General features: G+C 71.7%; 21 protein-coding genes. 9 read left to right on the plus strand and 12 right to left on the minus strand.

The window, feature by feature from the left end; genetic code table 11:
- Positions 1-7: 7 nt before the first annotated feature.
- On the plus strand, positions 8-1,816 hold the full coding sequence (locus Sspor_RS22565; protein WP_308445548.1) for a sensor histidine kinase: 1,809 nt from the start codon (positions 8-10) through the stop codon (positions 1,814-1,816).
- Here Sspor_RS22565 and Sspor_RS22570 read toward each other — a convergent pair.
- Complete coding sequence (locus Sspor_RS22570) at positions 1,813-2,715, minus strand: Cof-type HAD-IIB family hydrolase (RefSeq protein ID WP_202200758.1); 903 nt, start codon at positions 2,713-2,715, stop codon at positions 1,813-1,815. The genes Sspor_RS22565 and Sspor_RS22570 overlap by 4 nt on opposite strands.
- 107 nt (positions 2,716-2,822) lie before the next feature.
- On the opposite strand from Sspor_RS22570, the gene Sspor_RS22575 reads away from it, so the two are divergent.
- Positions 2,823-3,728 (plus strand): LLM class flavin-dependent oxidoreductase, encoded by a 906-nt coding sequence (locus Sspor_RS22575; protein WP_202200759.1) that lies wholly within the window; start codon positions 2,823-2,825, stop codon positions 3,726-3,728.
- A 56-nt stretch (positions 3,729-3,784) separates the two neighbouring features.
- Here the strand turns inward: Sspor_RS22575 and Sspor_RS22580 are convergent, their stop codons facing one another.
- From Sspor_RS22580 to Sspor_RS22590, 3 genes are all read right to left on the minus strand, one after another.
- Positions 3,785-6,829 carry a tetratricopeptide repeat protein gene (locus Sspor_RS22580; protein ID WP_202200760.1) on the minus strand — a complete coding sequence of 1,015 codons (3,045 nt, stop codon included), beginning with the start codon at positions 6,827-6,829 and terminating at the stop codon, positions 3,785-3,787.
- Positions 6,826-8,721: an HSP90 family protein gene (locus Sspor_RS22585; RefSeq protein WP_202200761.1), complete on the minus strand. Its 1,896-nt coding sequence runs from the start codon at positions 8,719-8,721 to the stop codon at positions 6,826-6,828. The genes Sspor_RS22580 and Sspor_RS22585 overlap by 4 nt, the downstream gene beginning before the upstream one ends.
- 217 nt (positions 8,722-8,938) lie before the next feature.
- Positions 8,939-9,478 carry an RNA 2'-phosphotransferase gene (locus tag Sspor_RS22590; protein ID WP_202200762.1) on the minus strand — a complete coding sequence of 180 codons (540 nt, stop codon included), beginning with the start codon at positions 9,476-9,478 and terminating at the stop codon, positions 8,939-8,941.
- A 143-nt stretch (positions 9,479-9,621) separates the two neighbouring features.
- Between Sspor_RS22590 and Sspor_RS22595 the strand changes: the two genes are divergently transcribed.
- Positions 9,622-10,419: an aquaporin gene (locus Sspor_RS22595; protein ID WP_202200763.1), complete on the plus strand. Its 798-nt coding sequence runs from the start codon at positions 9,622-9,624 to the stop codon at positions 10,417-10,419.
- A gap of 168 nt (positions 10,420-10,587) precedes the next feature.
- On the opposite strand, the gene Sspor_RS22600 is transcribed toward Sspor_RS22595, so the two are convergent.
- The 4 genes from Sspor_RS22600 to Sspor_RS22615 are packed head-to-tail and all read right to left on the minus strand — an operon-like array spanning position 10,588 to position 15,089.
- Positions 10,588-11,505, minus strand: a complete 918-nt coding sequence (locus tag Sspor_RS22600; RefSeq protein WP_202200764.1) for a MerR family transcriptional regulator — start codon at positions 11,503-11,505, stop codon at positions 10,588-10,590.
- A 10-nt stretch (positions 11,506-11,515) separates the two neighbouring features.
- Positions 11,516-12,436 (minus strand): metal-dependent hydrolase, encoded by a 921-nt coding sequence (locus Sspor_RS22605; protein ID WP_202200765.1) that lies wholly within the window; start codon positions 12,434-12,436, stop codon positions 11,516-11,518.
- Positions 12,433-14,223, minus strand: a complete 1,791-nt coding sequence (locus tag Sspor_RS22610) for an SDR family oxidoreductase (RefSeq protein ID WP_237403978.1) — start codon at positions 14,221-14,223, stop codon at positions 12,433-12,435. Before Sspor_RS22610 ends, Sspor_RS22605 begins: the two co-directional genes overlap by 4 nt.
- Complete coding sequence (locus tag Sspor_RS22615; RefSeq protein ID WP_202200766.1) at positions 14,220-15,089, minus strand: M24 family metallopeptidase; 870 nt, start codon at positions 15,087-15,089, stop codon at positions 14,220-14,222. The genes Sspor_RS22610 and Sspor_RS22615 overlap by 4 nt, the downstream gene beginning before the upstream one ends.
- 217 nt (positions 15,090-15,306) lie before the next feature.
- On the opposite strand from Sspor_RS22615, the gene Sspor_RS22620 reads away from it, so the two are divergent.
- The 5 genes from Sspor_RS22620 to Sspor_RS22640 all read left to right on the plus strand — a co-directional run bounded on the left by Sspor_RS22620 (position 15,307) and on the right by Sspor_RS22640 (position 19,538).
- Entirely contained in the window at positions 15,307-16,296 is a 990-nt protein-coding gene (locus tag Sspor_RS22620) for an ABC transporter ATP-binding protein (protein ID WP_202200767.1), read from the plus strand.
- Positions 16,286-17,173: an ABC transporter permease gene (locus Sspor_RS22625; RefSeq protein ID WP_202200768.1), complete on the plus strand. Its 888-nt coding sequence runs from the start codon at positions 16,286-16,288 to the stop codon at positions 17,171-17,173. Before Sspor_RS22620 ends, Sspor_RS22625 begins: the two co-directional genes overlap by 11 nt.
- Positions 17,170-18,081: an ABC transporter ATP-binding protein gene (locus Sspor_RS22630; protein ID WP_202200769.1), complete on the plus strand. Its 912-nt coding sequence runs from the start codon at positions 17,170-17,172 to the stop codon at positions 18,079-18,081. The genes Sspor_RS22625 and Sspor_RS22630 overlap by 4 nt, the downstream gene beginning before the upstream one ends.
- Positions 18,082-18,096: 15 nt before the next feature.
- Positions 18,097-18,816 (plus strand): ABC transporter permease, encoded by a 720-nt coding sequence (locus Sspor_RS22635; RefSeq protein WP_202200770.1) that lies wholly within the window; start codon positions 18,097-18,099, stop codon positions 18,814-18,816.
- Between the two features lie 86 nt (positions 18,817-18,902).
- Positions 18,903-19,538 carry a rhomboid-like protein gene (locus tag Sspor_RS22640; RefSeq protein WP_202200771.1) on the plus strand — a complete coding sequence of 212 codons (636 nt, stop codon included), beginning with the start codon at positions 18,903-18,905 and terminating at the stop codon, positions 19,536-19,538.
- 7 nt (positions 19,539-19,545) lie between these two features.
- Here the strand turns inward: Sspor_RS22640 and Sspor_RS22645 are convergent, their stop codons facing one another.
- Together Sspor_RS22645 and Sspor_RS22650 are read right to left on the minus strand one after the other, a co-directional pair.
- Positions 19,546-20,202 (minus strand): response regulator, encoded by a 657-nt coding sequence (locus Sspor_RS22645; protein WP_202200772.1) that lies wholly within the window; start codon positions 20,200-20,202, stop codon positions 19,546-19,548.
- A 10-nt stretch (positions 20,203-20,212) separates the two neighbouring features.
- The gene (locus tag Sspor_RS22650) at positions 20,213-21,211 is read right to left on the minus strand and encodes a sensor histidine kinase (RefSeq protein WP_202200773.1); all 999 of its coding nucleotides are present in this window, start codon (positions 21,209-21,211) and stop codon (positions 20,213-20,215) included.
- Positions 21,212-21,375: 164 nt separating this feature from the next.
- Here Sspor_RS22650 and Sspor_RS22655 point away from each other — a divergent pair, with 164 nt between their 5' ends.
- Complete coding sequence (locus tag Sspor_RS22655; RefSeq protein WP_202200774.1) at positions 21,376-21,918, plus strand: hypothetical protein; 543 nt, start codon at positions 21,376-21,378, stop codon at positions 21,916-21,918.
- A gap of 161 nt (positions 21,919-22,079) precedes the next feature.
- On the opposite strand, the gene Sspor_RS22660 is transcribed toward Sspor_RS22655, so the two are convergent.
- Positions 22,080-22,892: an HAD family hydrolase gene (locus Sspor_RS22660; RefSeq protein ID WP_202200775.1), complete on the minus strand. Its 813-nt coding sequence runs from the start codon at positions 22,890-22,892 to the stop codon at positions 22,080-22,082.
- Positions 22,889-24,166: a serine--tRNA ligase gene (gene serS, locus Sspor_RS22665; RefSeq protein ID WP_202200776.1), complete on the minus strand. Its 1,278-nt coding sequence runs from the start codon at positions 24,164-24,166 to the stop codon at positions 22,889-22,891. The genes Sspor_RS22660 and serS overlap by 4 nt, the downstream gene beginning before the upstream one ends.
- Positions 24,167-24,421 lie beyond the last annotated feature (255 nt).

Genomic DNA, 24,421 nt, shown 5'->3' on the forward strand with positions numbered 1-24,421 from the left:
CAGGACCATGTCAGCGCAGGAGTCACCGGATCCCTCACCGGATCCCTCACCAGATCCGTTGCCGGGGCCGCCTGTATTTCCGGGACCGGCTGGAATCCCGGGAAGCGCGGGGGCTTCGGACCCGCTGGTGGCCGCCACCCGGGCCGCCAGGAGTCTGCACGGTCTGTCCACCGAGCTCACGGCCCGTGTGCCGCAACTGCTGGAGGCCATGAGGTCGGTCGGGACCGGGCTTGAGCTGCACTCCACGCTGGACCGCATCTGCGAGACCGCCGCCGAGCTCGCGGACGCCCGCTACGCGGCGATCGGTGTCGTCGACACGGAGGGCCGCGGGCTCTCGGACTTCGTCACCCACGGGATCAGCGCCGACCAGGCCCGGCAGATCGGGCACCGTCCCGACGGGAAGCGGGGCCTGCTCGGAGCGCTGATCTCGCACTCCGACACGGTGCGGCTCGCCGATCTGACGAAGGACCCGCGCTCGGCGGGCTTCCCGCCGCACCACCCGCCCATGAAGACCTTCCTCGGAGTGCCGATCCGGGTGCAAGGAGAGATCTTCGGCAATCTCTACCTCGCCGAGAAGAACGGCGGCGGCGAGTTCAGCGACTACGACGTCCACATGGTCCGGGTCCTGGCCACCGAGGCGGGCATCGCGATCGGCAACGCCCGGCTGTACGAGGCCGCCACCCAGCGCGAGCGCTGGATCGACGGCTCGGTGGCCGTCACCACCGCCCTCCTGTCCGGCGGGGACGCGGACGACGCCCTCGCGGTCGTCGCCGAACAGGCCCGCAGGCTGGCCGACTCCGCCGCCGGGATCGTCATGCTGCCGGCCGAGGAGGGCGGGATGGAGATCGTCGCGGTCTCGTCCGAGAACCCGGCCACCTCGCTCGGTCTGGTGATCCCGGCCGGGAGCCCGGTGGTGGACAGGCTGCTGGAGGGCGAACCGGTCTTCGTGGACGACGCCGCGTCCGACCCCCGCATGGTGAGTGAGCTCACCAGCCGGTACGGCCCGTGCATGCTGCTGCCGCTGCAGAGCGGCGGGCGGGTGCTGGGTGCGCTGGTCACCCCCCGGGCCCGCGGCGCCGGCCCCTTCACCGAAGCCGAGCGGACACTGGCCACCCAGTTCGCCTCGCAGGCGGCGCTCGCCCTGATGATGGCCGAGGCACAGCGCGACCGCGAGCGGCTGGCGGTGTTCGAGGACCGTGACCGGATCGCCCGCGACCTGCACGACCTGGTCATCCAGCGGCTCTTCGCCACCGGGATGATGCTGGAGGTCGCCCAGCGCCGGTCCATGGTCCCCGAGGTGCGCGACGGCGTGGGCAAGGCCGTGGACGAACTGGACGTGACGATCCAGGAGATCCGCACCGCGATCTTCGCTCTCCAACAGGGCCCGGCGGAGGCCCCGTCCGGGTTGCGCACCCGGGTGCTGCGGGAGATCAACATGGCCGCGGTGCCCCTGGGCTTCAAACCCGCGCACCGCTTCCTCGGCCCGATCGACACGATGGTCGGCGAGCTGGTGGGCAAGAACCTGATCGCCGCGCTGCGCGAGGCCCTGTCCAACGCCTTCCGCCACGCCGAGGCGACCCGGATCGACGTGGTGATCGACTCCACCGTCACGCTCGCCGACGGCCGGGCCGGGGTCCGGCTGGAGGTCGCCGACGACGGGGTCGGGATCCCGGAGGGCGGGCGCCGCAGCGGGCTGCGGAACCTGCGCCGCCGGGCCGAGTCGCTGGGTGGCGCGAGCTCGTACGGCCCGGGTATCGGCGAGGACGGCGGCGGGACCACCCTTGTCTGGGAGGCCCCGCTCCAGCCGACTTCCTAGGGGGCGTCCGCCTGGGCCTGCTGCCGTGCGGCCCGTTCGGCCAGGATGCGCTCGATGACGAGGGCGACCCCGTCCTCGTTGTTGGCGACCGTGCAGCCGGACGCGGCCGCGATCACATCGGGGTGGGCGTTGCCCATGGCGTACGAGGTGCCCGCCCAGCTGAGCATCTCCACATCGTTCGGCATGTCCCCGAAGGCGACGACCTCGGCGGGTGAAATGCCCCGCTCGGCGCAGCACAGCGCCAGGGTGCTCGCCTTGGACACGCCGGGCCCGCTGACCTCCAGCAGGGCGGTGGGACTGGACCGGGTGATCGACGCGTACTCACCGGCGGCGGACCGTGCCAGCGTCAGGAACTCGTCCGGGGCCAGCTCGCCGTGGTGCGCCAACAGCTTGAGCACGGGTGCGGCGCTTTCGTCCGTGTCCTCGTGCAGCAGCTTCTCGGCGGTGGCGACCCGGGCGCCCGGGTCCTTGAAGAAGGGCGGGTACGCCGGCTCGTAGTTGATGCCCGTGGTCAGTTCCACGGCGAAGGAGGTGCCGGGTGCCGCCGCCCGCAGGGCATCGACGACAGCAAGGGCAGCCTCCCGTGGAAGGGCTCTGACCTGCACGAACTCTCGTCCGGCGTGCAGGTCGACCACTGCCGCGCCATTGGCGCAGATCGCCAGGCCGTGGCCGTGGACATGGTCGCTGACCACATCCATCCAGCGGGCCGGGCGGCCGGTGACGAAGAAGACCTCGATGCCGGCCTCCTCGGCGGCGGCGAGCGCGGCGACCGTGCGTGGCGAGACGGACTTGTCGTCGCGCAGCAAGGTGCCGTCGAGGTCGGTGGCGATCAGCCGGGGCGTGGGGGTTGGCCCGTCCGGGCACTGGGGAGCCGAGGTCACGGCTCCATCTTCGCCCATGGCCGAAGGGGCCCTGACCATGGGCCGGGGGCTGCCGACCTCGGGCGATGTTTCACGTGAAACGCCGCCGTTTCACGTGAAACATCGGCTCGCCGTAGGCTCGAAGCATGAGTCTGCGTCTGAGCACGGTGATCCTTCCGGTACGTCGATGGCACGAGGGGGGACGCGATCAGTGGCTCCGGGCCGAGCAGCTCGGATTCCACACCGCCTACACCTACGACCACCTGTCCTGGCGGACGTTCCGCGACGGCCCGTGGTTCGGTGCCGTGCCCACTTTGACCGCGGCGGCCACCGCCACCGAGCGGCTGCGCCTGGGCACGCTCGTCACCTCGCCGAACTTCCGGCACCCGGTGACCCTCGCCAAGGACCTGATGAGCCTGGACGACATCTCCGGCGGGCGCATCACCCTGGGCATCGGCGCGGGCGGCAACGGCTTCGACGCGACCGCGCTGGGCCAGGAGCCGTGGTCCCCGCGCGAGCGCGCCGACCGGTTCGCCGAGTTCGTGCCGCTGCTCGACCAGTTGCTGACCGAGGGCTCGGTGAGTCACGAAGGGACCTTCTACTCGGCCGAGGAGGCCCGCAACATCCCCGGCTGTGTGCAGCGGCCGCGGCTGCCGTTCGCGGTCGCCGCGAACGGGCCGCGCGGCATGCGGCTCGCGGCCCGGCACGGCCAGGCCTGGGTGACCACGGGAGACCCGAAGCTCTTCGAGGAAGGCACGCCCGAGCAGTCGCGTGAGGCCCTGCGCGGACAGCTCGAACGGCTCGGCGCGGCCTTCGGGGAGATCGGGCGGGACCTTGAGCCCGTGGAGAAGATCCTCCTGACCGGCTTCACGCCGGAGGCCAACACCGTGCTGCAGTCCCTGGACGCGTTCGTCGACTTCGCCGGTCGGCACCGCGATCTCGGGTTCACCGAGGTGGTCATCCACGCCCCTATCCCGGACTCCGAGTTCGCCGCCGACGAGGCCGTGTTCGAGAAGATCGCCACCGAGGCCCTGGCCCAGCTCGACAGCTGACCGGCCGGTCGTCGCCGCTCGCGGGCGCGGGCGGCGACGACCGGGACACCGACGGTCTAGGTGTCCTTGTCGTTCAGCTGGGCGAGCAGGCGCTCCGCGGACGGCAGGAGCCAGTCCGGCACGTCGCTCTCGGGCAGCGCCCGGGCCTCGTCGATCAGTGCGGAGACGCGCGCGGCGCCCGCGTCCGCGTCGCCCCGCTCCTGCTCGGTCCAGGCCGCGTTGTTCAGGCACTGGAACCGGTCCCGCAGATGGTCGGGGCCGAGCTCGGCGTAGACCCGGGCGGCCCGGTCCCACAGCTCGATCTCCTCCACCCGCAGCACGTCGACCTCCGCGGGGCTCAGCCGGGCCGCCGGATCGGACCCCGCACCGGCGAGGTCCTGGCCCCGGTCCGCGTCGTCCTCCCGGTCCTCCCGGTCCTCGTCGTCGTCCTCGTAGGACTGCTCGTTCGTGTTGACGTACCGGTCGAGCACCTGCGCCAGCTGGTGCCAGGTCTGGGCGAGTTCGGACCGCAGCTCAGGGGCTCCGGGATCGGCGGCCAGGGCCGCCTCCAGCACCTCGGCGGCCTCCTCCATCCGCTTCCGGGCCCCCGTCACCGCCGTGGCGGTGACCTCCTCACGCAGGCCCAGCCAGGCCAGGGAACGCAGGATCCGCACCTCGGCCACCGGGACCTCTCCCGTCAGCCGGTGCAGCTCCAGGGCCCGCTCGTAGGCGGCTGCCGCCTCCACGGCCAGGTTCGCGTCGCTCAGGGTATCGGCGGCCGAGTGGGCGAGACCCGCCTGCGGACGCGGATCCTCCCAGCCCCGGGTGACCTCCGCGGCCAGCAGGTACTGCTCCGCCGCCGGACGGGGCTCGTTCAGCCGGCGCAGCAGGTCGCCCAGGAACTCCCGGGCGGACACCGCCTGCTGATCGCCGTGCTCCAGCAGGTCCGCCAGCGCTGACTGCAGGACCTCCGCCGCCTCGGCGCTCCGGCCGTCCGCCGCGTACGCCCGGGCCAGCAGCAGCCGCGCGTGCGCACCGCCGTCGGCGGTGAGCCCGGCCTGGTCGAACCAGTGGGCTCCGGCCAGCGCGTGCTCCGCGCTCTCCGCGGCCGCGTCGCCCCGCCGCAGCAGGATGTCCGCGAGGGTGAGCCGTACGACGCCCTGAGTCTCGGCATCGGTCACCTCGGCGGCGTGCTCCAGCGCGGAGCGCGCCGCGTCCTCCGCCTCCTCGGGACGCTCCAGCGTCATCAGTACCCCGGCCCGCAGCACCAGCGGGTCCACGGCCTGCCACGGGCGGCCCGACCGGGCCGCCCGCGCGGCGGACGCCGCGAGCAGAGGCACGGCCCGATCCGGGTCACCCTGTGCCAGGGCCACCCGGCCCAGCATTTCCTCGGCCTCCGCCACCAGGTCCGCCGGACCGCCCTCATGAGTGGCGATGAAGTCGGTCAGCTCGGCGGCCAGCTCGGTGTGGTGGTCGTGGTGGTCGTCCGCGTCGGGCGTCTCCACCGAGCGCAGGTACGACTCCATCCGGATCGCCGACAGTTCCGCGAGCGCGATGCGCCGGGCCCGCAGGGGCTCGGCGGCGTCCAGTGCCCCGGCGGACCGCAGGGCGACGGCCAGCAGTGCCCGGACCTCCGCGGGCGCGGCTCCGGACTGCGCCGCCACACTGGCCAGACGCAGCTCCGCGAGCGCCGCACGCTCGGCGAGGCCGAGCGCCCGGTAGCCGTCCCGGACCGCGCCCAGCAGCTCCGGCGCCTCCTCGGCGCCGCGCCGTCCGGCGGCGAGGGCCTGGTGGTCCGCGAGGTCGGCGCGGACCAGCGGATCGACCTCCGGCCGCGCGTCCACGCGTACCGCCACCTCTGCCCACAGTGCGTCCGTACCCGGATGGCCCAGGTCGCGGGCGCTGCGGGCCCGCTCCACCAGCTCGGTGAAGGCGTCGGCCGTCAAGGCAGGCCCCGGCCCGCCGGGGGCGGCGGCGGGGAGGGAAGCGGCCGGGGGAGCCTGCGGCAGTGCCGTACTGCGCACCCCCAGCGGGAGCCCGGCCGTCAGCGGTTCCCGGTCCACCTGCGCGTGGAAACGGTCCGAGACCCGGGTCGTGCCGTTACGCGCGTCGAACTGCCGGGCGATGTCCAGGCAGCCCGCGTACAGCACCTCGTACAGCTCGTCGACCGTTCGAGGGCTTCCCTCGTAGGGCACGGCCGGGGTCCGCCCGTGCCCCAGTTCCCGCAGGCGGCGCAGCAGCACGAGGATGCCGCTGTGGAAGGCAAGCCGGTCGTCGAGGTTGGCGAGCGGAGCCACATGGGCGGCGTGTTCGGCCAGGATCTCCAGGCCACGCGATTCGTTGCCGGTGAGCGCGCAGAACTCGATGTGCTTGCCGACCGAGGGCAGCAGGCTCTCGTTGCCGCGGGCCAGGCGGTAGCCGCGCAGGTGGTGGGAGCGCGCCTCGTCGGTCCGGCCGAGCCGCAGCAGCGGGAGCAGCGAGGTGGCGAGCAGCCGGTGGGGCTCCTCGGCGCAGGTCAGGTCACCGTCGAGCACCGGCTTCCACAGGTCCAGGGCTTCGGCGTCGTCGCCGTTGAGGACGGCGTACTGGCCCTGGCCGTTGAGTTCGCAGGCCAGGCAGTCGCTCATGTCGTCGCGCTCGGCGGCCAGCCAGCGCCGGAAGGCCCGCTCGGCGCGCTCGTCCTGGCCGATCGCGTCGGCGAGCCACAGCTCGGCCTCGCGCACGGGCCGTTCGCTGTAGCCCGCGATCCGGTAGCGGCGTTCCATCTCCTCCAGCCAGCCGGTGGCCGACTCCAGCGGGACTCCGGGGGAGTCGGAGATGGCCGTGGCCACCCACTTGAACTGCCAGAACAGCGAGTGCGCCTCCCAGTGGGAGAAGGCTCCCGGGTCCTTGTCGTACTCCTGGAGCAGCCGGGCGAAGGGGACCAGCATCCTGGACGACTCGGAGCTGTAGAGGTAGGCGTTGATCAGGTTGTCCAGTGCCTCGCGGAAGAGGGCCTGGTCACCGCTCGTCTCGGCCGCGCCGGCCAGGGCCTCGGCGTGCGCGTTGCGCGCGGCGCCGTTCGGCGATTCGCGGTTCTCCGCCAGGCCCCGCACGATCTCCTCGCGCGTCAGCGTCGTCACTTCTGGTCCTCCTGGGTGTCGCGGGCGCCGGTGGAGTGGGTCGCCCATTCCAGGAGTCCGAGGAAGGCCCGGTTGAGCAGGGTGGAGTCGGCGGGGCGCAGCGGGCGCTGGGACATCAGCAGGGCCTGCCCGTAGAGCGATTCGACGGCGGTGCCGGTCAGTGCCTCGTCGGGCAGCGCGGCGATCCGGCGGACGAGCGGGTTGTTGTGGTTGAGGACCAGGCGGGCGCGCGGCGCGGAGCCGCGCAGCGCGCCGAGGATGCCGCTCCACAGGGAGTCGGCGCTCTCCAGCGCGGCGGTGCGGTCGCGCTCCTGGCGGGCCTGGCGGTCGTCGAGGTACAGCGCGGGCACGGCGACGGGCTGGAAGGCGCGCAGCACCACGTCGCAGCCCTGGGCCTCCAGGCGGGTGCGGGCGGTGGCCAGGAAGGGGGCGAGCGAGAGTTCGGCGGCGGTCGGCACCGGGTCCAGCCGTTCGGTGACCGCCCCGGCGTCGAGCTCGGTGACCTTGAGCTCCGGGCGTACGGCGGGCAGCAGGGCGAGCAGGTCCGCGTCGTAGGTGTATCCGGCGTTGATGACGCCGAGCCCGTGGGCCGCGGCGATCGGTGCGATCTGCCGGAACTCCTCGACGGTGCGGGTGAAGTGGATGTCCGTGTGGGCGGCCGCGAACTCCTGGAGGCTCATCGAGCCGTCGCTGGTCTCGAACGGCAGCCACGGCAGCATCAGCCCGAGCAGCTCGGGGTCGTGCCGGGCCATGGACTTCACGCCGAGGTGGTGGACCTGGAGGAAGGCCGACAGGCGGTCCGGATCGCTCGCCGCGAGCTCGGCGAGCCAGCCGCGGACGCGGGCGCCGAGGGCCTCCCGTACGGCGGCGAGGGTCTCGTCGTCGTACAGGTTCTCGCGGGAGGCGGTGGGCCGCAGGGTGTCCGTGTCGAGGACGGCGCGGACGAAGAACGCCCAGTCGGGCAGCAGGTTGTCGGCCCGGTCGGTCAGCAGCATGCCCTTGAGGTGGACGCGGTGTCCGGCCCGGTGGGCGGGGCTGGTCGGTTCGGGCAGGACGTACGCGACTCCGCGTACGCCGGCGACCGGCAGATCGAGGTCGATGCTGTCGAGCGGGGTGAAACCGAAGAGCTGCGCACAGTGCCCGGCGAGGGCGACGCGACGGGCGGCCGGGGTGGGGTGGGGCCGGTCCCACACGGCGGGCCGGTCGGTGACGGGGCGCGGCTCGCCGCCCTCGCCGTCGTCGAAGGTGATGTCGTACGGCAGCAGGGAACCGTAGTCGCGGGCCAGTTCCTCGACCTTGGCCGGGACGGCCCATTCCGCGGCGCCCGGGCGGGCCTCCAGGACGACGGTGGTACCGGGTTCGGGCCTTTCCTCGTGGGGCAGTTCGCGGACGGTGTACGAGCCGTCGTCCGTGGCCAGCCATTCGACGGGCGCGGCCTCGGGGTCGCGGGCGGAGCGGGTGACGACGCGGATCTGGCGGGCCACGACGAAGCACGCGAGCAGGCCGATGCCGAACTGGCCGAGGAACTCCTGGCGGGTCGCCTCCAGGCCGTGCTCGTTGAGGTCGGCGCCGTCGTCGCCACGCTTCGAGCTGCGGCCGATGGTGGCGAGGAGGGAGTGGGCCTCGGCGGCGGTCAGGCCGATGCCGCTGTCCTCGATGCTCACCCGGCCGCCGGACGCCGAGAGCCGGATGCGGACCTCCGCCGCCGGGTCCAGGGCGTGGCGCGCGGTGATCGCGTCCACCGCGTTCTGCAGGAGTTCGCGGACGTAGACGCGCGGGCTGGAGTAGAGGTGGTGGGAGAGGAGGTCCACCAGGCCGCGCAGATCGACCTGGAAGCTGTGGGGTGTCGACGGGGGCGCGGACGGGGGCGTTGACGGGGACGTGGACGTCATGGGGCGTCACCTCGCGTGCGTACGGGGATGGTTCGGTGATCGCGAGGTCCCCCCCTCACAGATCCCGGAGTGGTTCACAGATTAGGGGGATGGTCGGACAATCTCCGTGTGAATTCCGGCGCCCCGGATGGCTGCGCTGCCGGCTGCCCATATGCCTGCCGGGACGCCTGCCGCGGGATGCCTGCCGGGCGCGCGGCCCCGGACGCCCGGCCCGGTGCTACGGAAAGCGCAGGAACTGCGGCGGTACGGCGTCCACCAGCCACACCCCGTTGGCGCTGATCCGGAAGACGTGCCCGGCCGCTCGCATCGCCCCGGCGTCCACGCTGAGCACGACGGGCCGGCCGCGCCGCGCGCCGACCCGGGTGGCGGTCTCCCGGTCCGGGGACAGGTGCACGTGGTGGCGGGCCATCGGGCGCAGGCCCTCGGCGCGGATCGGCTCCAGGGCCGCGGCGACAGTGCCGTGGTAGAGGTACGCGGGCGGTTCGGCCTCCGGAAGGTCCAGGTCCACGGCGACGGTGTGTCCCTGGCTGGCCCGGATCCGGGTGCCGTCGACGGCGAACCGCTGCTTGTCGTTGGCGGCGACGACATGGTCGAGCTCGGCCCGGCTGACGTGGAAGCCGTGCGCGGCGGCCGCGCGCAGCAGGTCGTCGATCTCCACCCAGCCGTGGGGATCGAGCACCAGTCCGATCCGTTCCGGCTGGTGTCGCAGGTGTTTCGAGACGTACTTCGACACCTTCACGGTGCGTCTTTCATCCATGGCCCCAGCGTGCCCGGTCGAGCGGGCCCGGGGCAGGGATTTTCCGGGGGCGGCCGATGGTGACAGGTGGTGGACACCCTCTATCGCTCTTCCAAGATGCGGAATATATTTTCCGCTGCCACTTCTGTTCAGGGGGAGAAACCATGACAGCCCAACCCTCACTGTCACGCCGCGCCGCTGCTGAGCTGATCGGTACCGCCGGCCTGCTCGTGGTCGTGATCGGCTCCGGGCTCAAGGCCGCCGAGCTCAGCCGCGACACCGGTGTCGCCCTCATCGCCAACTCGTTCGCCTCGGCCATCGGCCTCGGGCTGATCATCACGATCTTCGGCCCGCTGTCCGGCGCCCACCTCAACCCGGTGGTCACCCTCACCTCCTGGTGGTCCCGGCGGACCGGCGGCGACGGTCTGGGCGGCCGCGAGGCGCTCGTCTACGCCGTTGCCCAGAGCGCCGGGGCCATCGGCGGCGCCCTCGTCGCGGACGTCATGTTCGGCCGGACCCCGGGCACCCTCGCCACCCAGGTGCGCGACGGCGGTCACCTGCTCATCGGCGAGGTGGTCGCCACTGCAGGCCTCGTCCTCCTGATCCAGGGCCTCGGCCGGACCGGGCGCCCCAGGCTCATCCCGGCGGCGGTCGCCGCGTACATCGCGGCCGCGATCTGGTTCACCTCCTCCGGCTCCTTCGCCAATCCGGCGGGCACCATAGGGCGCAGTTTCAGCGACTCCTTCACCGGCATAGCGCCGCAGTCGCTGCCCGGATTCGTCGGCGCCCAGCTGGTCGGCGGGATCCTCGGGCTGGCCCTGGCCGCCCTTCTCTACGGACCGGGGACGGGCTCCGGGACCGGGGCGCGGACCGGGTCCCGGTTCAGGTCCGCCCGGAGCGCGGAGCCGGCGCCGGTGGACGGAACGAGTCCCGCCACAGCGGCGTACGAGACCGTAGGGTGAGACGCCGTCTCGGTTGCCCACAGGAGAAGGGGACTTGTCCACAGCCGTTTGGGCGGGTTTTGACGGCAAACGCGTGATCCGCCCTGTGGAACCTGTGGAACCTGTGGAATCCGAGGACCCGGACCCGGTCGGGCATGACCGGGCCCGGTGCCGCGACCGGATGTCCTGCTAGGCCCGCTCGCCCCTGCGCGCCAGATCGTTCATCGTCCGGGCCTGGAGCTCCCGCTCCGTCGCGGCCCGTACGAACTCCGCCACATGGTCGGCGCCCACCAGCTCCTGCACCGCCTGTACTGTTTCGGCCGGCAGCGCCACCGGCGAGGGCCCCGTCGGCCCCGGTGCGCCGGCCGACCCCAGGTGCCGCTGGAGGTGCCGGGTCGCGAACAGGCGCATCGCCCGCGCCAGCTCCGCGTCCACGGTCTGCTGGGCCAGCGGCCGCAGCCGCCGCACCATCGTCGCGGCCTCCGCCGCGTCCGCGTCGGTGGGCGGCACCTGCCCGAGGTAGCGCGCGAAGACGTGCTCGGTGGTGAACTCCAGGAACCGCGAGGCGATGTGCTCCACCTGTCCCCGCAGTTCCCGCAGGTGCCCGGTGATCGCCGACAGCGGCACCCCGGCCGCGTACAGCTCGGCGGCCACCGCCAGCTCCTGCGGGGACGGCACCAGGAACTGGTCCGGGCGCCCCGGGATCCGCTCCAGGACCCCGAGCTCGCACGCCTCGTCCACGGCGTCGTCGTCCGGCCGGCCGCCGAACCGCTCGTTCAGCTCCTCCCGGCTGATGCGGGCCGCCTCCTCGTCGGTCCACGGCCCGTGCACCTCGGCGACCAGCCCGAGTACGCCGCCCAGGCCGCGTCCCGCGTCCCAGGCCTCCAGCAGTTCCTTGATGGAGGCCAGGGTGTAGCCGCGGTCCAGCAGGTCGGCGATCTGGCGCAGCCGAGCCAGATGCGTGTCCCGGTAGACGTTGGAACGGCCCCGCCGCTCCGGTTTCGGCAGCAGGCCGCGGTCCTGGTACGCCCGGATCGTGCGCACCGTCGCCCCGCTGTGGTGTGCCAGATCCTCGATCCGGTATTCGGCTACCGCCTGATCGGACAATCCCGGCTCCCTACGACATCGCGGCTCGGCCGACCGCGCCCGCCGCGGTCCGGGCGGCAGGTGAGGCCGCAAGGTACTCGACCGCCCTGCGCAGCGAGCCCTCCTGCGAGGGATGGTACGACCGCCGGAAGTAGCGGGGTATGGCCATGCCGAGCTCTCTCCACGGGGGCAGCAGGCCCTTGGCCACCGCGCGGTTGTGCGCGCCGAGCGAGTAGCGCAGCCGGCCGCCCAGTTCCGGGTCGTTGCGTATGAGGTACGAGGCCCCCCACATCCACAGCCACGCCAGCACGGGCGCGACCACGACCATCCCTTCGACGCGCCGCGCGTAGCGGGGCAGAGCCGCTCCCCCGCAGTGCTGGTACATGTCGAAGGCGACGGAGCGGTGCTCCACCTCCTCCGCGCCGTGCCAGCGCAGCAGGTCCAGCATGATCGCGTCCGCCCCGGCCCGGTCGAGCCCCTCGGCGCGCAGCACCCAGTCGCCGAGGACCGCCGTGAACTGCTCGATCGCGGCGACCACGGCCAGCCGGAAGCGCAGCCACTCCCGCGCCGTGACGGGCGCCCCGAACGGCGGGGCCTCCCCCAGCAGTTTCTCGAAGAGGAAGTCCACGTGCCGGGTGTACGCCTGGGTCGGCAGGCGCTGCTCGGCGAGGTGGTCCAGGACGTAGGAGTGCTGCACGCTGTGCGTGGCCTCCTGGCCCATGAACCCCTTGACGTCACTGCGCAGCTCGGGGTCGGTGACCAGGGGCAGGCCCTCCTTGAGGACCCGCACGAACCACCGCTCCCCGGCGGGCAGCAGCAGGTGCAGCACGTTGATGACGTGGGTGGCGGTGGGCTCGCCCGGTATCCAGTGCAGCGGGGTGGTCTTCCAGTCGAACGCCACCCGGCGCGGGCCGATCGGATACGGGCCGATCGGGTCCGCGGTCCCGCTCACAGCTTCGGTTCCATCCTCGCGATGCGCCGCAGCGCGCGCGGGGCGAAGCGGGACATCCACAGGGCGCCCTTGGACTCCGGGGTCACGGGTACGACGGCCTCGTTGCGCACCACCGCGCGCAGGATCGCGTCGGCCACCTTCTCCGGCGGGAAGTTGCGCAGCCCGTACAGCCGCGAGGAGCGTTCCTGGCGGCGCTTCTCCTCGGCCTCGTCCACCCCGGCGAAGCGCGAGGTGGCGGTGATGTTGGTGTTGACGATGCCCGGGCAGATCGCGGAGACGCCGATCGACTTCGAGGCCAGTTCCGCGCGCAGGCACTCCGACAGCATCAGCACCGCGGCCTTCGAGGTGCTGTAGGCGGGCAGGGTCCTGGACGGCAGGTAGGCGGCGGCGGAGGCGGTGTTGACGATGTGCCCGCCCTGGCCGCGCTCGGCCATCTGCTTCCCGAAGATCCGGCAGCCGTGGATGACGCCCCAGAGGTTGACGTCCAGGACCTTCTTCCAGTCCTCGGCGCTGGTGTCGAGGAAGGCGCCGGACAGGCCGATCCCGGCATTGTTGACCAGGACGTCGACCACTCCGTACTCGGCGGCGACCTTCGCCGCGAGCTTCTCCATCGCCTGCTCGTCACTGACGTCCACGCACTCCGCCCAGGCCTCGGCGGCGCCGACGAGACGGGCCATGCCGGCCGTGCGCGCCGCGCCTTCCGCGTCGCGGTCCACGGCGACCACCCGGGCCCCGGCCTCGGCGAAGGCGAAGGCGGTGGCCCGGCCGATGCCGCTGGCCGCGCCGGTGACCAGGACCAGCTGGCCCGCGAAGCGGTCGGCGTACCTGCCCGGGGCCTTCTGCTCCGGTGCCCTCGTCGCGGGCTCCTCCCGGTCGGTGACGAACTCCGTGATCCAGGCGGCCAACTGGTCGGGCCGGGTCCGCGGCACCCAGTGCTTGGCGGGCAGGGTCCGCCGCAGCAGGTCCGGGGCCCAGCGCTCCAGACCGTCGTAGAGCCGCTCCGACAGGAAGGCGTCCCCGGTCGGGGTGATCAGCTGTACGGGCACGTGGGCGTACGCGTCGGGGCGCGGCCGGCGCAGTCGCGGCCGTACGTTGTCGCGGTAGAGCCAGGCGCCGTGCGCCGCGTCCGAAGGCAGTGAGGCCGTCGGATAGGAGCCGGCCGGCACCTTCTCGATGCGCTGGAGCATCGCGGGCCACCGCTTGCCGAGCGGTCCGCGCCAGGCGAGCTCCGGCAGCACCGGGGTGTGCAGCATGTAGACGTACCAGGACTTGGCGCCCTGGCCGAGGAGTTGTGCCGCACCCCGCGGGGTGGGCCGCGTCATCCGCTTCTTGATCCAGTGGCCGAAGTGGTCGAGGGAGGGCCCCGACAGCGAGGTGAAGGAGGCGATCCTGCCCTCGGTGCGGGCGACCGTGGCGAACTCCCAGCCCTGTACGGAGCCCCAGTCGTGGCCGACCAGGTGGACGGGCCGGTCCGGGCTGACCGCGTCCGCCACCGCCAGGAAGTCGTCGGTCAGCTTCTCCAGGGTGAAGCCGCCGCGCAGCGGCTGCGGCGCGGTGGAGCGTCCGTGGCCGCGTACGTCGTAGAGCACCACGTGGAAGCGGGTCGCGAGCCGCTCGGCGACCTCCGACCAGACCTCCTTGCTGTCCGGGTAGCCGTGCACCAGCAGTACCGTCGGCCGGCCCGTCTCGCCGAGCTCGACCACGCACAGCTCGATCCCACCGGTGCTCACCCGGCGCTCGCGCGCACCCGCCAGACCCACCGCTTCCGCTCCGCCCATGTCGCTCATGCTGCCTTCTCCTCGGCCCAGCGCCGCACGTGCGGCAGATCGTCGTCCAGCCAGAACGCGCTCTCCTCGGGGTCCCGGGAGTCGGTGACGACCAGGATCTCCTCGAACTTCGCGCCGGTGCCCCGGAATCCGAGGTGCGGTTCCACCGCCCACAGGCCGGGCTGCGGCGGATGGTCGGAGAAGTGGTACGGGCTCCACAGCGGGGACCAGCCCTCGCGGTGCCCGTGCAGGGCGTCGCTGACCAGTCCCTTGAGGGACTGGGTGCCGAATCCGAAGGCGGTCGGCGACCAGCGTCGCTCCTTCACCCGGTCGATCTTGTGCGCGATCACGCCGAAGGGATAGGCCCGGTGCCGGTTGGCGTACCCCTGCCGGGTCATCAGCCGTTCGACGTTCTCGTAGATCTCGCGCAGGGAGCGCCGCTCGCGCACCTGCTCCAGGATCAGCTCGCGGTGCGCCTGGAGGTCGGACATGAGCCGGTCCTGCACCGGATTGAGCCCGAGGCCGCCCGAGTAGCCGATGTCGGCCGCGTAGCCCTTGTAGACCGGTGCCATGTCGAGGATGAACGGCATCCCCGGCTCCAGCTTCCGGTTGGTCGGGAAGAACTGCAGCGGGATCCTGAAGTTCGCGAAGGCGGTGCGGTCCCCGAACCAGGCGAAGGGCAGGTGGAACCAGTCCCGCACCCCGCGCTCCCGCAGCCACTCGCGCTGCATCCGCGCGGCCTCGCGCTCGGTCACCCCGGGCCGCAGCTGGGCCGCGACGGCCTCGGCGCACTCGTAGGAGAGGCGCTGCACCTCTCTGAAGCCGCTCAGTTCGGCGGAGCGTCGCCCGGAGAGTCGCGCGGTGCGTTGCTTGGTGTCCCCAGCCATCTCAGCCCGTCCATCCGTGTAGCCGTACGCGCCCGTAAGTTGACACTGATGAATGTGACAATGACTGGAGATCACGTCAAGAGTCGTGCACGTACCTGTGGACAAACTTGTCGGGTCCGCATCAGCCTCCAGTACGGGTATGTACGCCTGAAGGCTGAGACGGGATCCAGCTCCAGGTCTGACGTCTCGCGCGAGACGCGCCACTAACGTCGAACCCGTGACTGTCATCGCGACCGAAAGCCTGAGCAAGCGGTACCCCCGAGTGACCGCCCTCGACCGGCTCTCCCTGGACATCGGGCCTGGTGTGACCGGCCTCGTTGGTGCCAACGGAGCCGGCAAGTCCACGCTGATCAAAATTCTGCTGGGACTGTCCCCCGCCACCGAGGGCAGCGCCGCCGTGCTCGGCCTCGACGTCCGCACGCATGGCAGCGCCATCCGTGAACGCGTCGGCTACATGCCCGAGCACGACTGCCTGCCGCCCGACGTCTCGGCCACCGAGTTCGTCGTCCACATGGCGCGCATGTCCGGGCTGCCGCCGACCGCGGCCCGCGAGCGCACCGCCGACACCCTGCGCCACGTCGGACTGTACGAGGAGCGCTACCGTCCCATCGGCGGCTACTCCACCGGCATGAAGCAGCGCGTCAAGCTCGCCCAGGCCCTCGTCCACGACCCCCAGCTGGTGCTCCTCGACGAGCCGACCAACGGTCTGGACCCGGTCGGCCGCGACGAGATGCTCGGCCTGATCCGCCGGATCCACACCGACTTCGGCATCTCCGTCCTGGTCACCTCTCACCTCCTCGGCGAGCTGGAGCGGACCTGCGACCACGTGGTCGTCGTCGACGGCGGCAAGCTGCTGCGCTCCAGCTCCACCAGCGACTTCACCCAGATCACCACGACCCTCGCGGTCGAGGTCACCGACTCCGACACCCACCCGGACGGCACCGCCGCCCTGCGCAAGGCGCTCACCGAGGCCGGCGTCACCCTGCACGCGGGCGAGGAGCAGGGCCTGCCCGGAGCTGGCCACATCCTCCTCGTCGAGGCGACCGGCGAGGAGACGTACGACACCGTCCGCGACACCGTCGCCGACCTGGGCATCGGCCTGGTCCGCATGGAGCAGCGCCGTCACCACATCGCGGAGGTCTTCCGCGACAACGACCAGCCCTCGCCCACCGTCCAGCAGAAGGGAGCCGGTTCCGATGGCGCCTGACACCTCGACCCAGATCCACAACATCGGCTACCGGTCCTACGACGGACCCCGGCTCGGCCGCGCCTACGCCCGCACGTCACTGTTCTCGCAGTCCCTGCGCGGCGCCTACGGACTCGGCCGCTCCGCCAAGTCCAAGGTCCTCCCGATGATCCTCTTCGCGGTGATGTGCGTGCCCGCGCTGATCATCGTCGCGGTCGCCATCGCGGTGCCCGGCTACACCGACCTGCCGATCAAGTACACGACGTACGCCGTGACCACCCAGGTGATCGTCTACCTCTACTTGGCGTCCCAGGCCCCGCAGTCCGTCTCGCGGGACCTGCGCTTCAAGACGGTGCCGCTCTACTTCTCGCGGCCCATCGAGCGCGTCGACTACGTCGTGGCCAAGTACGCGGCCATGGCCTCGGCCCTGTTCATCCTCACCGCCACCCCGCTGCTGATCATGTGGATCGGCTCGATGCTGGCGAAGTTCGACTTCTCCCACCAGATCAAGGGATTCGGGCAGGGACTCGTGTCGGTTCTGCTGCTGTCGCTGCTCTTCTCGGGCCTCGGCCTGGTGATGGCGGCCCTCACCCCGCGCCGCGGGTTCGGTGTCGCCGCCATCATCGCGGTGCTGCTGATCCCCTTCGGCGCGGTGACCGCGGTCCAGGGCATCGCCTACAGCACCGGCAACACCGGAGCCATCGAGTGGATGGGCCTGTTCTCCCCGATCACCCTCATCGACGGCGTACAGACCGCGTTCCTGAACGCGGACTCCGCCTTCCCCGGCGGCGAGGGCCCCTCGGCCGGTGTCGGAGTCGTCTACCTGCTCGTCGTCCTCGGCCTCATCGTCGGCTCCTACGCCGCCCTGATGGCCCGCTACCGGAAGGCCGGGCTGTGACCATCATCGACATCGACCACACTTCCCGCTGGTTCGGGAACGTCGTCGCCGTCAACGACGTGACCATGCGCATCGGCCCGGGTGTCACCGGGCTGCTGGGCCCCAACGGCGCGGGCAAGTCCACGCTCATCAACATGATGGGCGGCTTCCTCGCCCCCTCCACGGGCACCGTCACCCTCGACGGCGCACCGATCTGGCAGAACGAGCAGGTCTACAAGCAGGTCGGCGTCGTACCCGAGCGCGAGGCCATGTACGACTTCCTCACCGGCCGGGAGTTCGTCGTCGCCAACGCCGAACTCCACGGCCTCGACGACGCGGCAGCCCAGCGGGCGCTCGCCACCGTCGAGATGGAGTACGCCCAGGACCGCAAGATCTCCACCTACTCCAAGGGCATGCGCCAGCGCGTGAAGATGGCCTCGGCCCTCGTCCACGAGCCGTCCGTACTGCTCCTCGACGAGCCGTTCAACGGCATGGACCCGCGTCAGCGCATGCAGCTCATGGACCTGCTGCGGCGCATGGGCGACGAGGGGCGCACCGTCCTGTTCTCCTCCCACATCCTGGAGGAGGTCGAGCAGCTCGCCTCGCACATCGAGGTGGTCGTGGCCGGCCGGCACGCCGCGTCCGGCGACTTCCGCAAGATCCGCCGCCTGATGACGGACCGCCCGCACCGCTACCTCATCCGCTCCTCCGACGACCGGGTCCTCGCCGCGGCCCTGATCGCCGACCCCTCCACCGCCGGCATCGAGGTCGACCTGAAGGAAGGCGCGCTGCGCATCCAGGCCGTCGACTTCGGCCGCTTCACCGAGCTGCTGCCCCGCGTGGCCCGGGAACACGGCATCCGGCTGCTGACGGTCTCGCCCTCCGACGAGTCCCTCGAGTCGGTCTTCTCCTACCTCGTCGCGGCCTGAAAGGAGCTGGCACCCATGTACGAACCCACCGTTGCCCGGCTCACCTACCGGGCCCTGCTCGGCCGGCGCCGCGCGCTGATCCTCTTCGCGCTGCCCGCCCTGCTGATCGTCATCGCCCTCGTCGTCCGTGGCTTCGTCGGCGTGGACGACAAGGTCGCGGCCGACCTCCTCGGGGGCTTCGCCCTCGCCACCATGGTTCCGCTGATCGGCGTCATCGCCGGTACCGGGGCCATCGGGCCCGAGATCGACGACGGCTCCATCGTCTACCTGCTCGCCAAGCCGGTGAAGCGTCCGACGATCATCATGACCAAGCTGACCGTGGCGATCGCCGTCACCATGGTCTTCTCCGCGGTCCCCACCCTGATCGCCGGATTCATCCTCAACGGGAACGGCCAGCAGATCGCCGTCGCCTACACGATCGCCGCCCTCGTGGCCTCGATCGCCTACAGCGCGCTGTTCCTGCTGCTCGGCACCGTCAGCCGGCACGCGGTCGTCTTCGGCCTGGTCTACGCGCTGATCTGGGAGTCGCTTTTCGGCAGCCTGGTCTCCGGAGCCAAGACCCTCAGCGTCCAGCAGTGGGCCCTGTCCGTCGCGGAGAAGGTCGCCGGGAACGGGTACGTCGACGCCACCGTCGGCCTGCCCACCGCCGTGATCCTGCTCTGCGCGGTCACCGTCGGCGCCACCGTCTACGCGGGCCAGAAGCTCCGCCGCCTCACCCTGGCGGGCGAGGAGTAGGGTCTCCCGCCGCAGCACCCGCGAACCTGTGCCCCGCCCGGCCCACCGGCCAGGCGGGGCACAGGTTCGCGCGGCATCATCGGTGCATGGTCGCGCACACCGAGCCGGAGCCTTCCAGGCCCTTGCGGTCCTGGATACGCTCCTCGCCCGGAACGCACGTCTGGCTGCTGATCATCGCCGTCACCAGCATCATCGTCGCGATCGCCCCCGACCGGGTCGACAGCGTCCTGCTCCACCGCAACAGCAGCAACATCAACCAGCTCGTCAAATACCCCGTCCGGGCACTCGTCAGCAGTGCGTTCTGGATCGCGAACCCGGCCTCGCTCGCCCTCTACGTGGTGCTCTTCGAGCTGTTCCACGCCCCCGTCGAACGCTGGCTCGGCACCCTGCGCTGGCTCCTGATCGTCGCGACCGCCCACATCGTCGCCACCTTGATCAGCCAGAAGATCCTGCTGACGGCCATCCAGGACCACCGGGCCCCGCACAGCATGACCCACGTGGTCGACATCGGCGTCAGCTACGGGCTCGCGGCCTCCATCGGTGTCCTCACCTACCGGCTCCCCGGCCCCTGGAAATGGTTCTACCTGGCGGGAGCGGTCGCCTTCTTCGGGATCCCCCTGGTCACCGGCGGTACCTTCACCGACCTCGGACACGCCATCGCGCTCTCCGTCGGCCTGCTCGCCTGGCCGCTCACCCGCAACGTCGTTTCACGTGAAACATGACGGGGATCTAGGGGGTGTCCGCCTCCGGCTCCGCTGTGGCGAGACCGTGCTCCCAGGCCCAGGCGGCGATTCCCACCCGGTTGCGGGCCCCCAGCTTGGCCTGGACGTTCGCGATGTGGGTCTTGGCCGTCCCCGCGGTGATGTACAGCTCCGCGCCGATCTCGGCGTTGGTGAGCCCTCGCGCCACCAGGCGCACGATGTCCACCTCCCGCTCCGTCAGCGGATGCGCCGCGGGCCGGGCGACCGGACCCGACTGCGTCAGCCGGCTGAGCAGCCGCACCGTGATCTGGGGGCTGATCAGGGTGTCACCCGCCATCGCCGCCCGCACCCCTTCGATCAGCAGCGCCGGCCCGGACCGCTTCAGCAGGAAGCCGCAGGCGCCGTTGCGCAACGCGGTGTGCACGTACTCGTCCAGGTCGAAGGTGGTCACCACCACCACGCGCGTCGTCGGCGCCAGCAGCCGCGTCACCTCCAGCCCGTCGAGCCGCGGCATCCGGATGTCCGCCAGCACCACATCGGGCCGCAGTTCCCGGGCCAGGGCCACCGCGCTCTCGCCGTCCGCGGCCTCCCCCACCACGGTCATGTCCGGCTGCGAATCGAGGATCAGCCGGAAACCGCTGCGGATGTCCTCTTGGTCATCGGCTATCAGGATGCGTGTGGTCACGCCGCAATGATCACCCGAGGGCGTCCTCCCGCGCCGGGAAGACGGCGCAAACCCGCCACCCGCCGTCGGCACTCGCGCCGGCCCCCAGTGTCCCGCCCGCTGCCTCCACCCGGCCGCGCAGACCGGCCAGCCCGGTTCCGCCCCGTCGCCGCAGCCCCAGCCCCAGCCGTCCGCCCGCGCCGCCCCGGGGCGGCGCGGAGTTGGCCACGCTCAGCTCGATCCCCTCAGCGACCCGCCGCAGGCCCACCCGTACGAGCGCCGCCCCGGGCGCGTGCCGGCGTACGTTCGTCAAGGCCTCCACGGCCACCCGGTAGGCGGTGGTGTCCGCCTCCCGCGACAACTCCCGGACCGCCGCCCAATCGGCCTCCAGCACTCCGCCCTCGAACCGCTCCACGAGCCCCGGCAACTCCGAGGTCCCCGGGATCGGGGCGGACCGCGCGCCGGCCGCCTCCCGCAGCGCGTGCACCGTCCGGTCCATCGAGGCGAGCGCGCCGAGCCCCGCCGCCTCGATCCGCTCCAGTGCGCGGACCGCCTGCTCGGGGTCCTTGTCCGCCACGAACCTGGCCGCTTGTGCCTGCACCACGATGGCGCTCACGTCGTGCGCCACGAAGTCGTGCAGATCCCGGGCAAGTTCCAGCTGCTGGTCGCGCCGGCTGTCCCGGACGGCCTGGCGCATCCGGCTCGCCTGACGGCGCAGATACCCCCCGGCCGCCAGCGCGCCGAGCGCGGGCGCCGCCCAGAACGCCACCGCCCCGCAGATCTCCAGCCACGACGCCGTTCCCCACATCAGCGGTACGGGCCACACCGCGACGGCCGCCACGCCCAGAGAGGCCGCGACGGCCCCCGGATGCACCGGGGACCAGCGGGCAACCAGCACCAGCAGCGGCAGCAGGAGACCCACCCAGATCAGCGACCACGCCGGGGACGCACCCAGGAACGCCGCGAGGAGGCCGACGACGCCGGCCAGGGCCAGTAACGGGGCATACGCGGCACGGAGGTTGGCGGTCATGCCCCGACCCTACGAGCGCACCCCGGAGTCCGGCCATCTGCCGATCGGCAGAGCCGTACGGGCCGCCGTGGACCCGTCGGCCTGCTGATCGGCGGATGGCTGCGAAGGCCCCGGCCGACCAGGCTTGAGTCATCAACCAGCCCCTCCTGAAATGGACTTGGAAGATGACCTCCGACAACGCCGTCCGCACCTCGCACACCGTGCCCGGAGTCTCTCCGGGGATGCGCAGGCTCGCCCGGCTCACCTCGCTGACCGTGCTCCCCAGCTGTGTGTGGCGGCTCGCGATCGCGGTCGGCATTCCCATGGGCTGGGGCCCGGGCAGCGATCTGCACCACTCGTACTACCCCGGCTCCGCGTCCCTGGTCCTCGCCTTCGTCACCGTCCTGCAGGAGTGCCTGGGCCTGTTGAGCCTCGGTCTGGTCCAGCGCTGGGGCGAGGTGCTGCCCCGCTGGGTCCCGGTGCTGGGCGGGCGCCGCATCCACCCCCTGACGGCGGTGGTTCCCGCCGCGTTCGGTGCGGCCGCGCTGACCGCCATCACGACGCTCGGCGCCTGGACCTGGAGCGAGGTCAACGTCGCGAATCCCGACGCGCCCACCGGGCTCGCCCTCCGGATCTTCGACCTGTCTTATGCGCCCCTGCTGCTCTGGGGGCCGCTGCTGGGCATCCTCACCGTCGCCTACTGGCGGCGCCGCCGGATCCACGGCTGACGCACGGCTGATGCACGGAAATTCGCTGGTAAGAGACCTGCACCCGGTGCAGAGTGAGGGGTGCGGGGAGCAACAAAAGGTCCGGGGCAGCCACTTCGAGCGCGCCTGCGGCGCGGGCTGTCCCGGACCTCTCCTGCGTCCTATGTCCTACGTCCTGCGCGCTACGCGGCGCCCAGCAGACGCTCCAGCACCACCGCGATGCCGTCCTCGTCGTTGGAGGTCGTCACCTCGTCGGCCACGGCCTTGAGCTCGGCATGGGCGTTGGCCATCGCCACCCCGTGCGCGGCCCAGCCGAACATCGGGATGTCGTTGGGCATGTCACCGAAGGCGATCGTCTCCGCCGCCTTCACCTTCAGCCGGCGCGCGGCCAGCGACAGGCCCGTGGCCTTGGTCAGGCCCAGCGGCAGGATCTCGACGATGCCGGGGCCCGCCATCACGATGTCGACCAGGCTGCCGACGGTCGCCCGGGCCATCTTGACGAGCGTGTCGTCGTCCAGCTCCGGGTGCTGGATGTAGAGCTTGTTCAGCGGAGCGGTCCAGAGCGCCTTGGTGTCGTCCAGGTATACGGCCGGAAGGCCTTCCTGCACCTGGTACCCGGGCCCGAACAGCACCTCGCCGTCCACCCCGTCCCGGCTGGCCGCGAGGGCCAGCGGGCCGACCTCGGCCTCCAGCTTCGACAGCGCCAGACCGGCCAGCTGCCGGTCCAGCGTCACCGAGGTCAGCAGCCGGTGCGCGCCCGCGTCGTAGACCTGGGCGCCCTGCCCGCAGACGGCGATCCCCTTGTAGCCGAGATCGTCCAGCACGTGCCGGGTCCAGGGCACGGCCCGGCCGGTGACGACGATGTGCGCCGCGCCCGCCGCGGTGGCCGCGACGAGCGCTTCACGGGTGCGTTCCGAGACGGTGTCGTCGCCACGCAGCAGTGTGCCGTCGAGATCGGTCGCGACGAGCTTGTACGGGAACGGGGCCGGGCTCACTTGGTGATCGGCTCCAGGACCTCGCGGCCGCCGAGGTAGGGACGGAGCACCGGGGGCACCCGTACCGAACCATCGGCCTGCTGGTGGTTCTCGAGGATCGCGACGATCGTGCGCGGTACGGCGCACAGCGTGCCGTTCAGCGTGGACAGCGGCTGGGTCTTCTTGCCGTCGCGGTAGCGGATCGACAGGCGGCGGGCCTGGAAGCTGTTGCAGTTCGAGGCCGAGGTCAGCTCGCGGTACTTGCCCTGGGTGGGGATCCACGCCTCGCAGTCGAACTTGCGGGAGGCGGAGGAGCCCAGGTCACCGGTGGCGACGTCGATCACCTGGAACGGCAGCTCCAGGCTGGTCAGCCACTGCTTCTCCCATTCCAGGAGCCGCTGGTGCTCGGCCTCGGCGTCCTCCGGCGCGACGTACGAGAACATCTCGACCTTGTCGAACTGGTGGACGCGGAAGATGCCGCGGGTGTCCTTGCCGTACGTGCCGGCCTCGCGGCGGAAGCACGGGGAGAAGCCGGCGTACCGCAGCGGCAGCTTCTCGGCGTCGATGATCTCGTCCATGTGGTACGCGGCGAGGGGGACCTCGGAGGTGCCGACCAGGTAGAAGTCGTCCTTCTCCAGGTGGTACACGTTCTCCGCGGCCTGGCCGAGGAAGCCGGTGCCCTCCATGGCGCGCGGGCGGACCAGCGCCGGGGTCAGCATCGGGATGAAGCCGGCCTCGGTGGCCTGGGCGATGGCCGCGTTGACCAGCGCCAGCTCCAGCAGGGCGCCCACACCGGTCAGGTAGTAGAAGCGCGAGCCGGAGACCTTGGCGCCGCGCTCGACGTCGATGGCGCCCAGCAGTTCGCCGAGTTCCAGGTGGTCCTTGGGCTCGAAGCCCTCGGTGGCGAAGTCGCGGATGGTGCCGAGCGTCTCCAGGACGGTGAAGTCCTCTTCGCCGCCGACCGGGACGTCCTCGTGGACGATGTTGCCGAGCTGGAGGAGAAGCTGCTTGGCGGCTTCGTCGGCCTCGTTCTGCTCGGCCTCGGCGGCCTTGACGTCCTGCTTGAGCTGCTCGGCCTTCTTGAGCAGCTCGGCCCGCTCCTCGGGGGAGGCCTTGGGGATGAGCTTGCCGAGGGACTTCTGCTCATTGCGCAGTTCGTCGAAGCGCATGCCGGAGGACCTGCGGCGCTCGTCGGCGGAGAGCAGCGCGTCGACGAGTTCGACGTCCTCTCCACGGGCGCGCTGCGAGGCGCGGACACGGTCAGGGTCTTCACGGAGCAGCCGGAGGTCAATCACCCCTCCAGGCTACCGGGCTGGGGTTCCTGGGATCACACCGATATCACGCTGCGTGTCGCTATGTCCCAATTGCAACGAATGGATAAGTCTTGATGGCTGACCGGAAGTGGTCCGTCTCGGGGCGTCAATAAAAGCGGTCCCATTCCCCGAAAAGGGGCAGAATGCCGACGGCCGGGTGGGCCCTGAGCAGGGCTGGAGGGACTTCTTGTCCACAGGAATTGCTGGGGCCCGGATCTTATCCACAGGCTGTGTGCC

Origin of the sequence: Streptomyces spororaveus (assembly GCF_016755875.1) — a bacterium.
GTDB classification, from domain to species: Bacteria; Actinomycetota; Actinomycetes; order Streptomycetales; family Streptomycetaceae; genus Streptomyces; species Streptomyces spororaveus.

Coding starts and splice junctions, on each gene's coding strand:
- Sspor_RS22565 (WP_308445548.1), top strand. CDS start 8: ATGTCAGCGCAGGAGTCACCGGATCCCTCACCGGATCCCTCACCAGAT.
- Sspor_RS22570 (WP_202200758.1), bottom strand. CDS start 2,715: ATGGGCGAAGATGGAGCCGTGACCTCGGCTCCCCAGTGCCCGGACGGG.
- Sspor_RS22575 (WP_202200759.1), top strand. CDS start 2,823: ATGAGTCTGCGTCTGAGCACGGTGATCCTTCCGGTACGTCGATGGCAC.
- Sspor_RS22585 (WP_202200761.1), bottom strand. CDS start 8,721: ATGACGTCCACGTCCCCGTCAACGCCCCCGTCCGCGCCCCCGTCGACA.
- Sspor_RS22590 (WP_202200762.1), bottom strand. CDS start 9,478: ATGGATGAAAGACGCACCGTGAAGGTGTCGAAGTACGTCTCGAAACAC.
- Sspor_RS22595 (WP_202200763.1), top strand. CDS start 9,622: ATGACAGCCCAACCCTCACTGTCACGCCGCGCCGCTGCTGAGCTGATC.
- Sspor_RS22610 (WP_237403978.1), bottom strand. CDS start 14,223: ATGAGCGACATGGGCGGAGCGGAAGCGGTGGGTCTGGCGGGTGCGCGC.
- Sspor_RS22615 (WP_202200766.1), bottom strand. CDS start 15,089: ATGGCTGGGGACACCAAGCAACGCACCGCGCGACTCTCCGGGCGACGC.
- Sspor_RS22625 (WP_202200768.1), top strand. CDS start 16,286: ATGGCGCCTGACACCTCGACCCAGATCCACAACATCGGCTACCGGTCC.
- Sspor_RS22635 (WP_202200770.1), top strand. CDS start 18,097: ATGTACGAACCCACCGTTGCCCGGCTCACCTACCGGGCCCTGCTCGGC.
- Sspor_RS22640 (WP_202200771.1), top strand. CDS start 18,903: ATGGTCGCGCACACCGAGCCGGAGCCTTCCAGGCCCTTGCGGTCCTGG.
- Sspor_RS22650 (WP_202200773.1), bottom strand. CDS start 21,211: ATGACCGCCAACCTCCGTGCCGCGTATGCCCCGTTACTGGCCCTGGCC.
- Sspor_RS22655 (WP_202200774.1), top strand. CDS start 21,376: ATGACCTCCGACAACGCCGTCCGCACCTCGCACACCGTGCCCGGAGTC.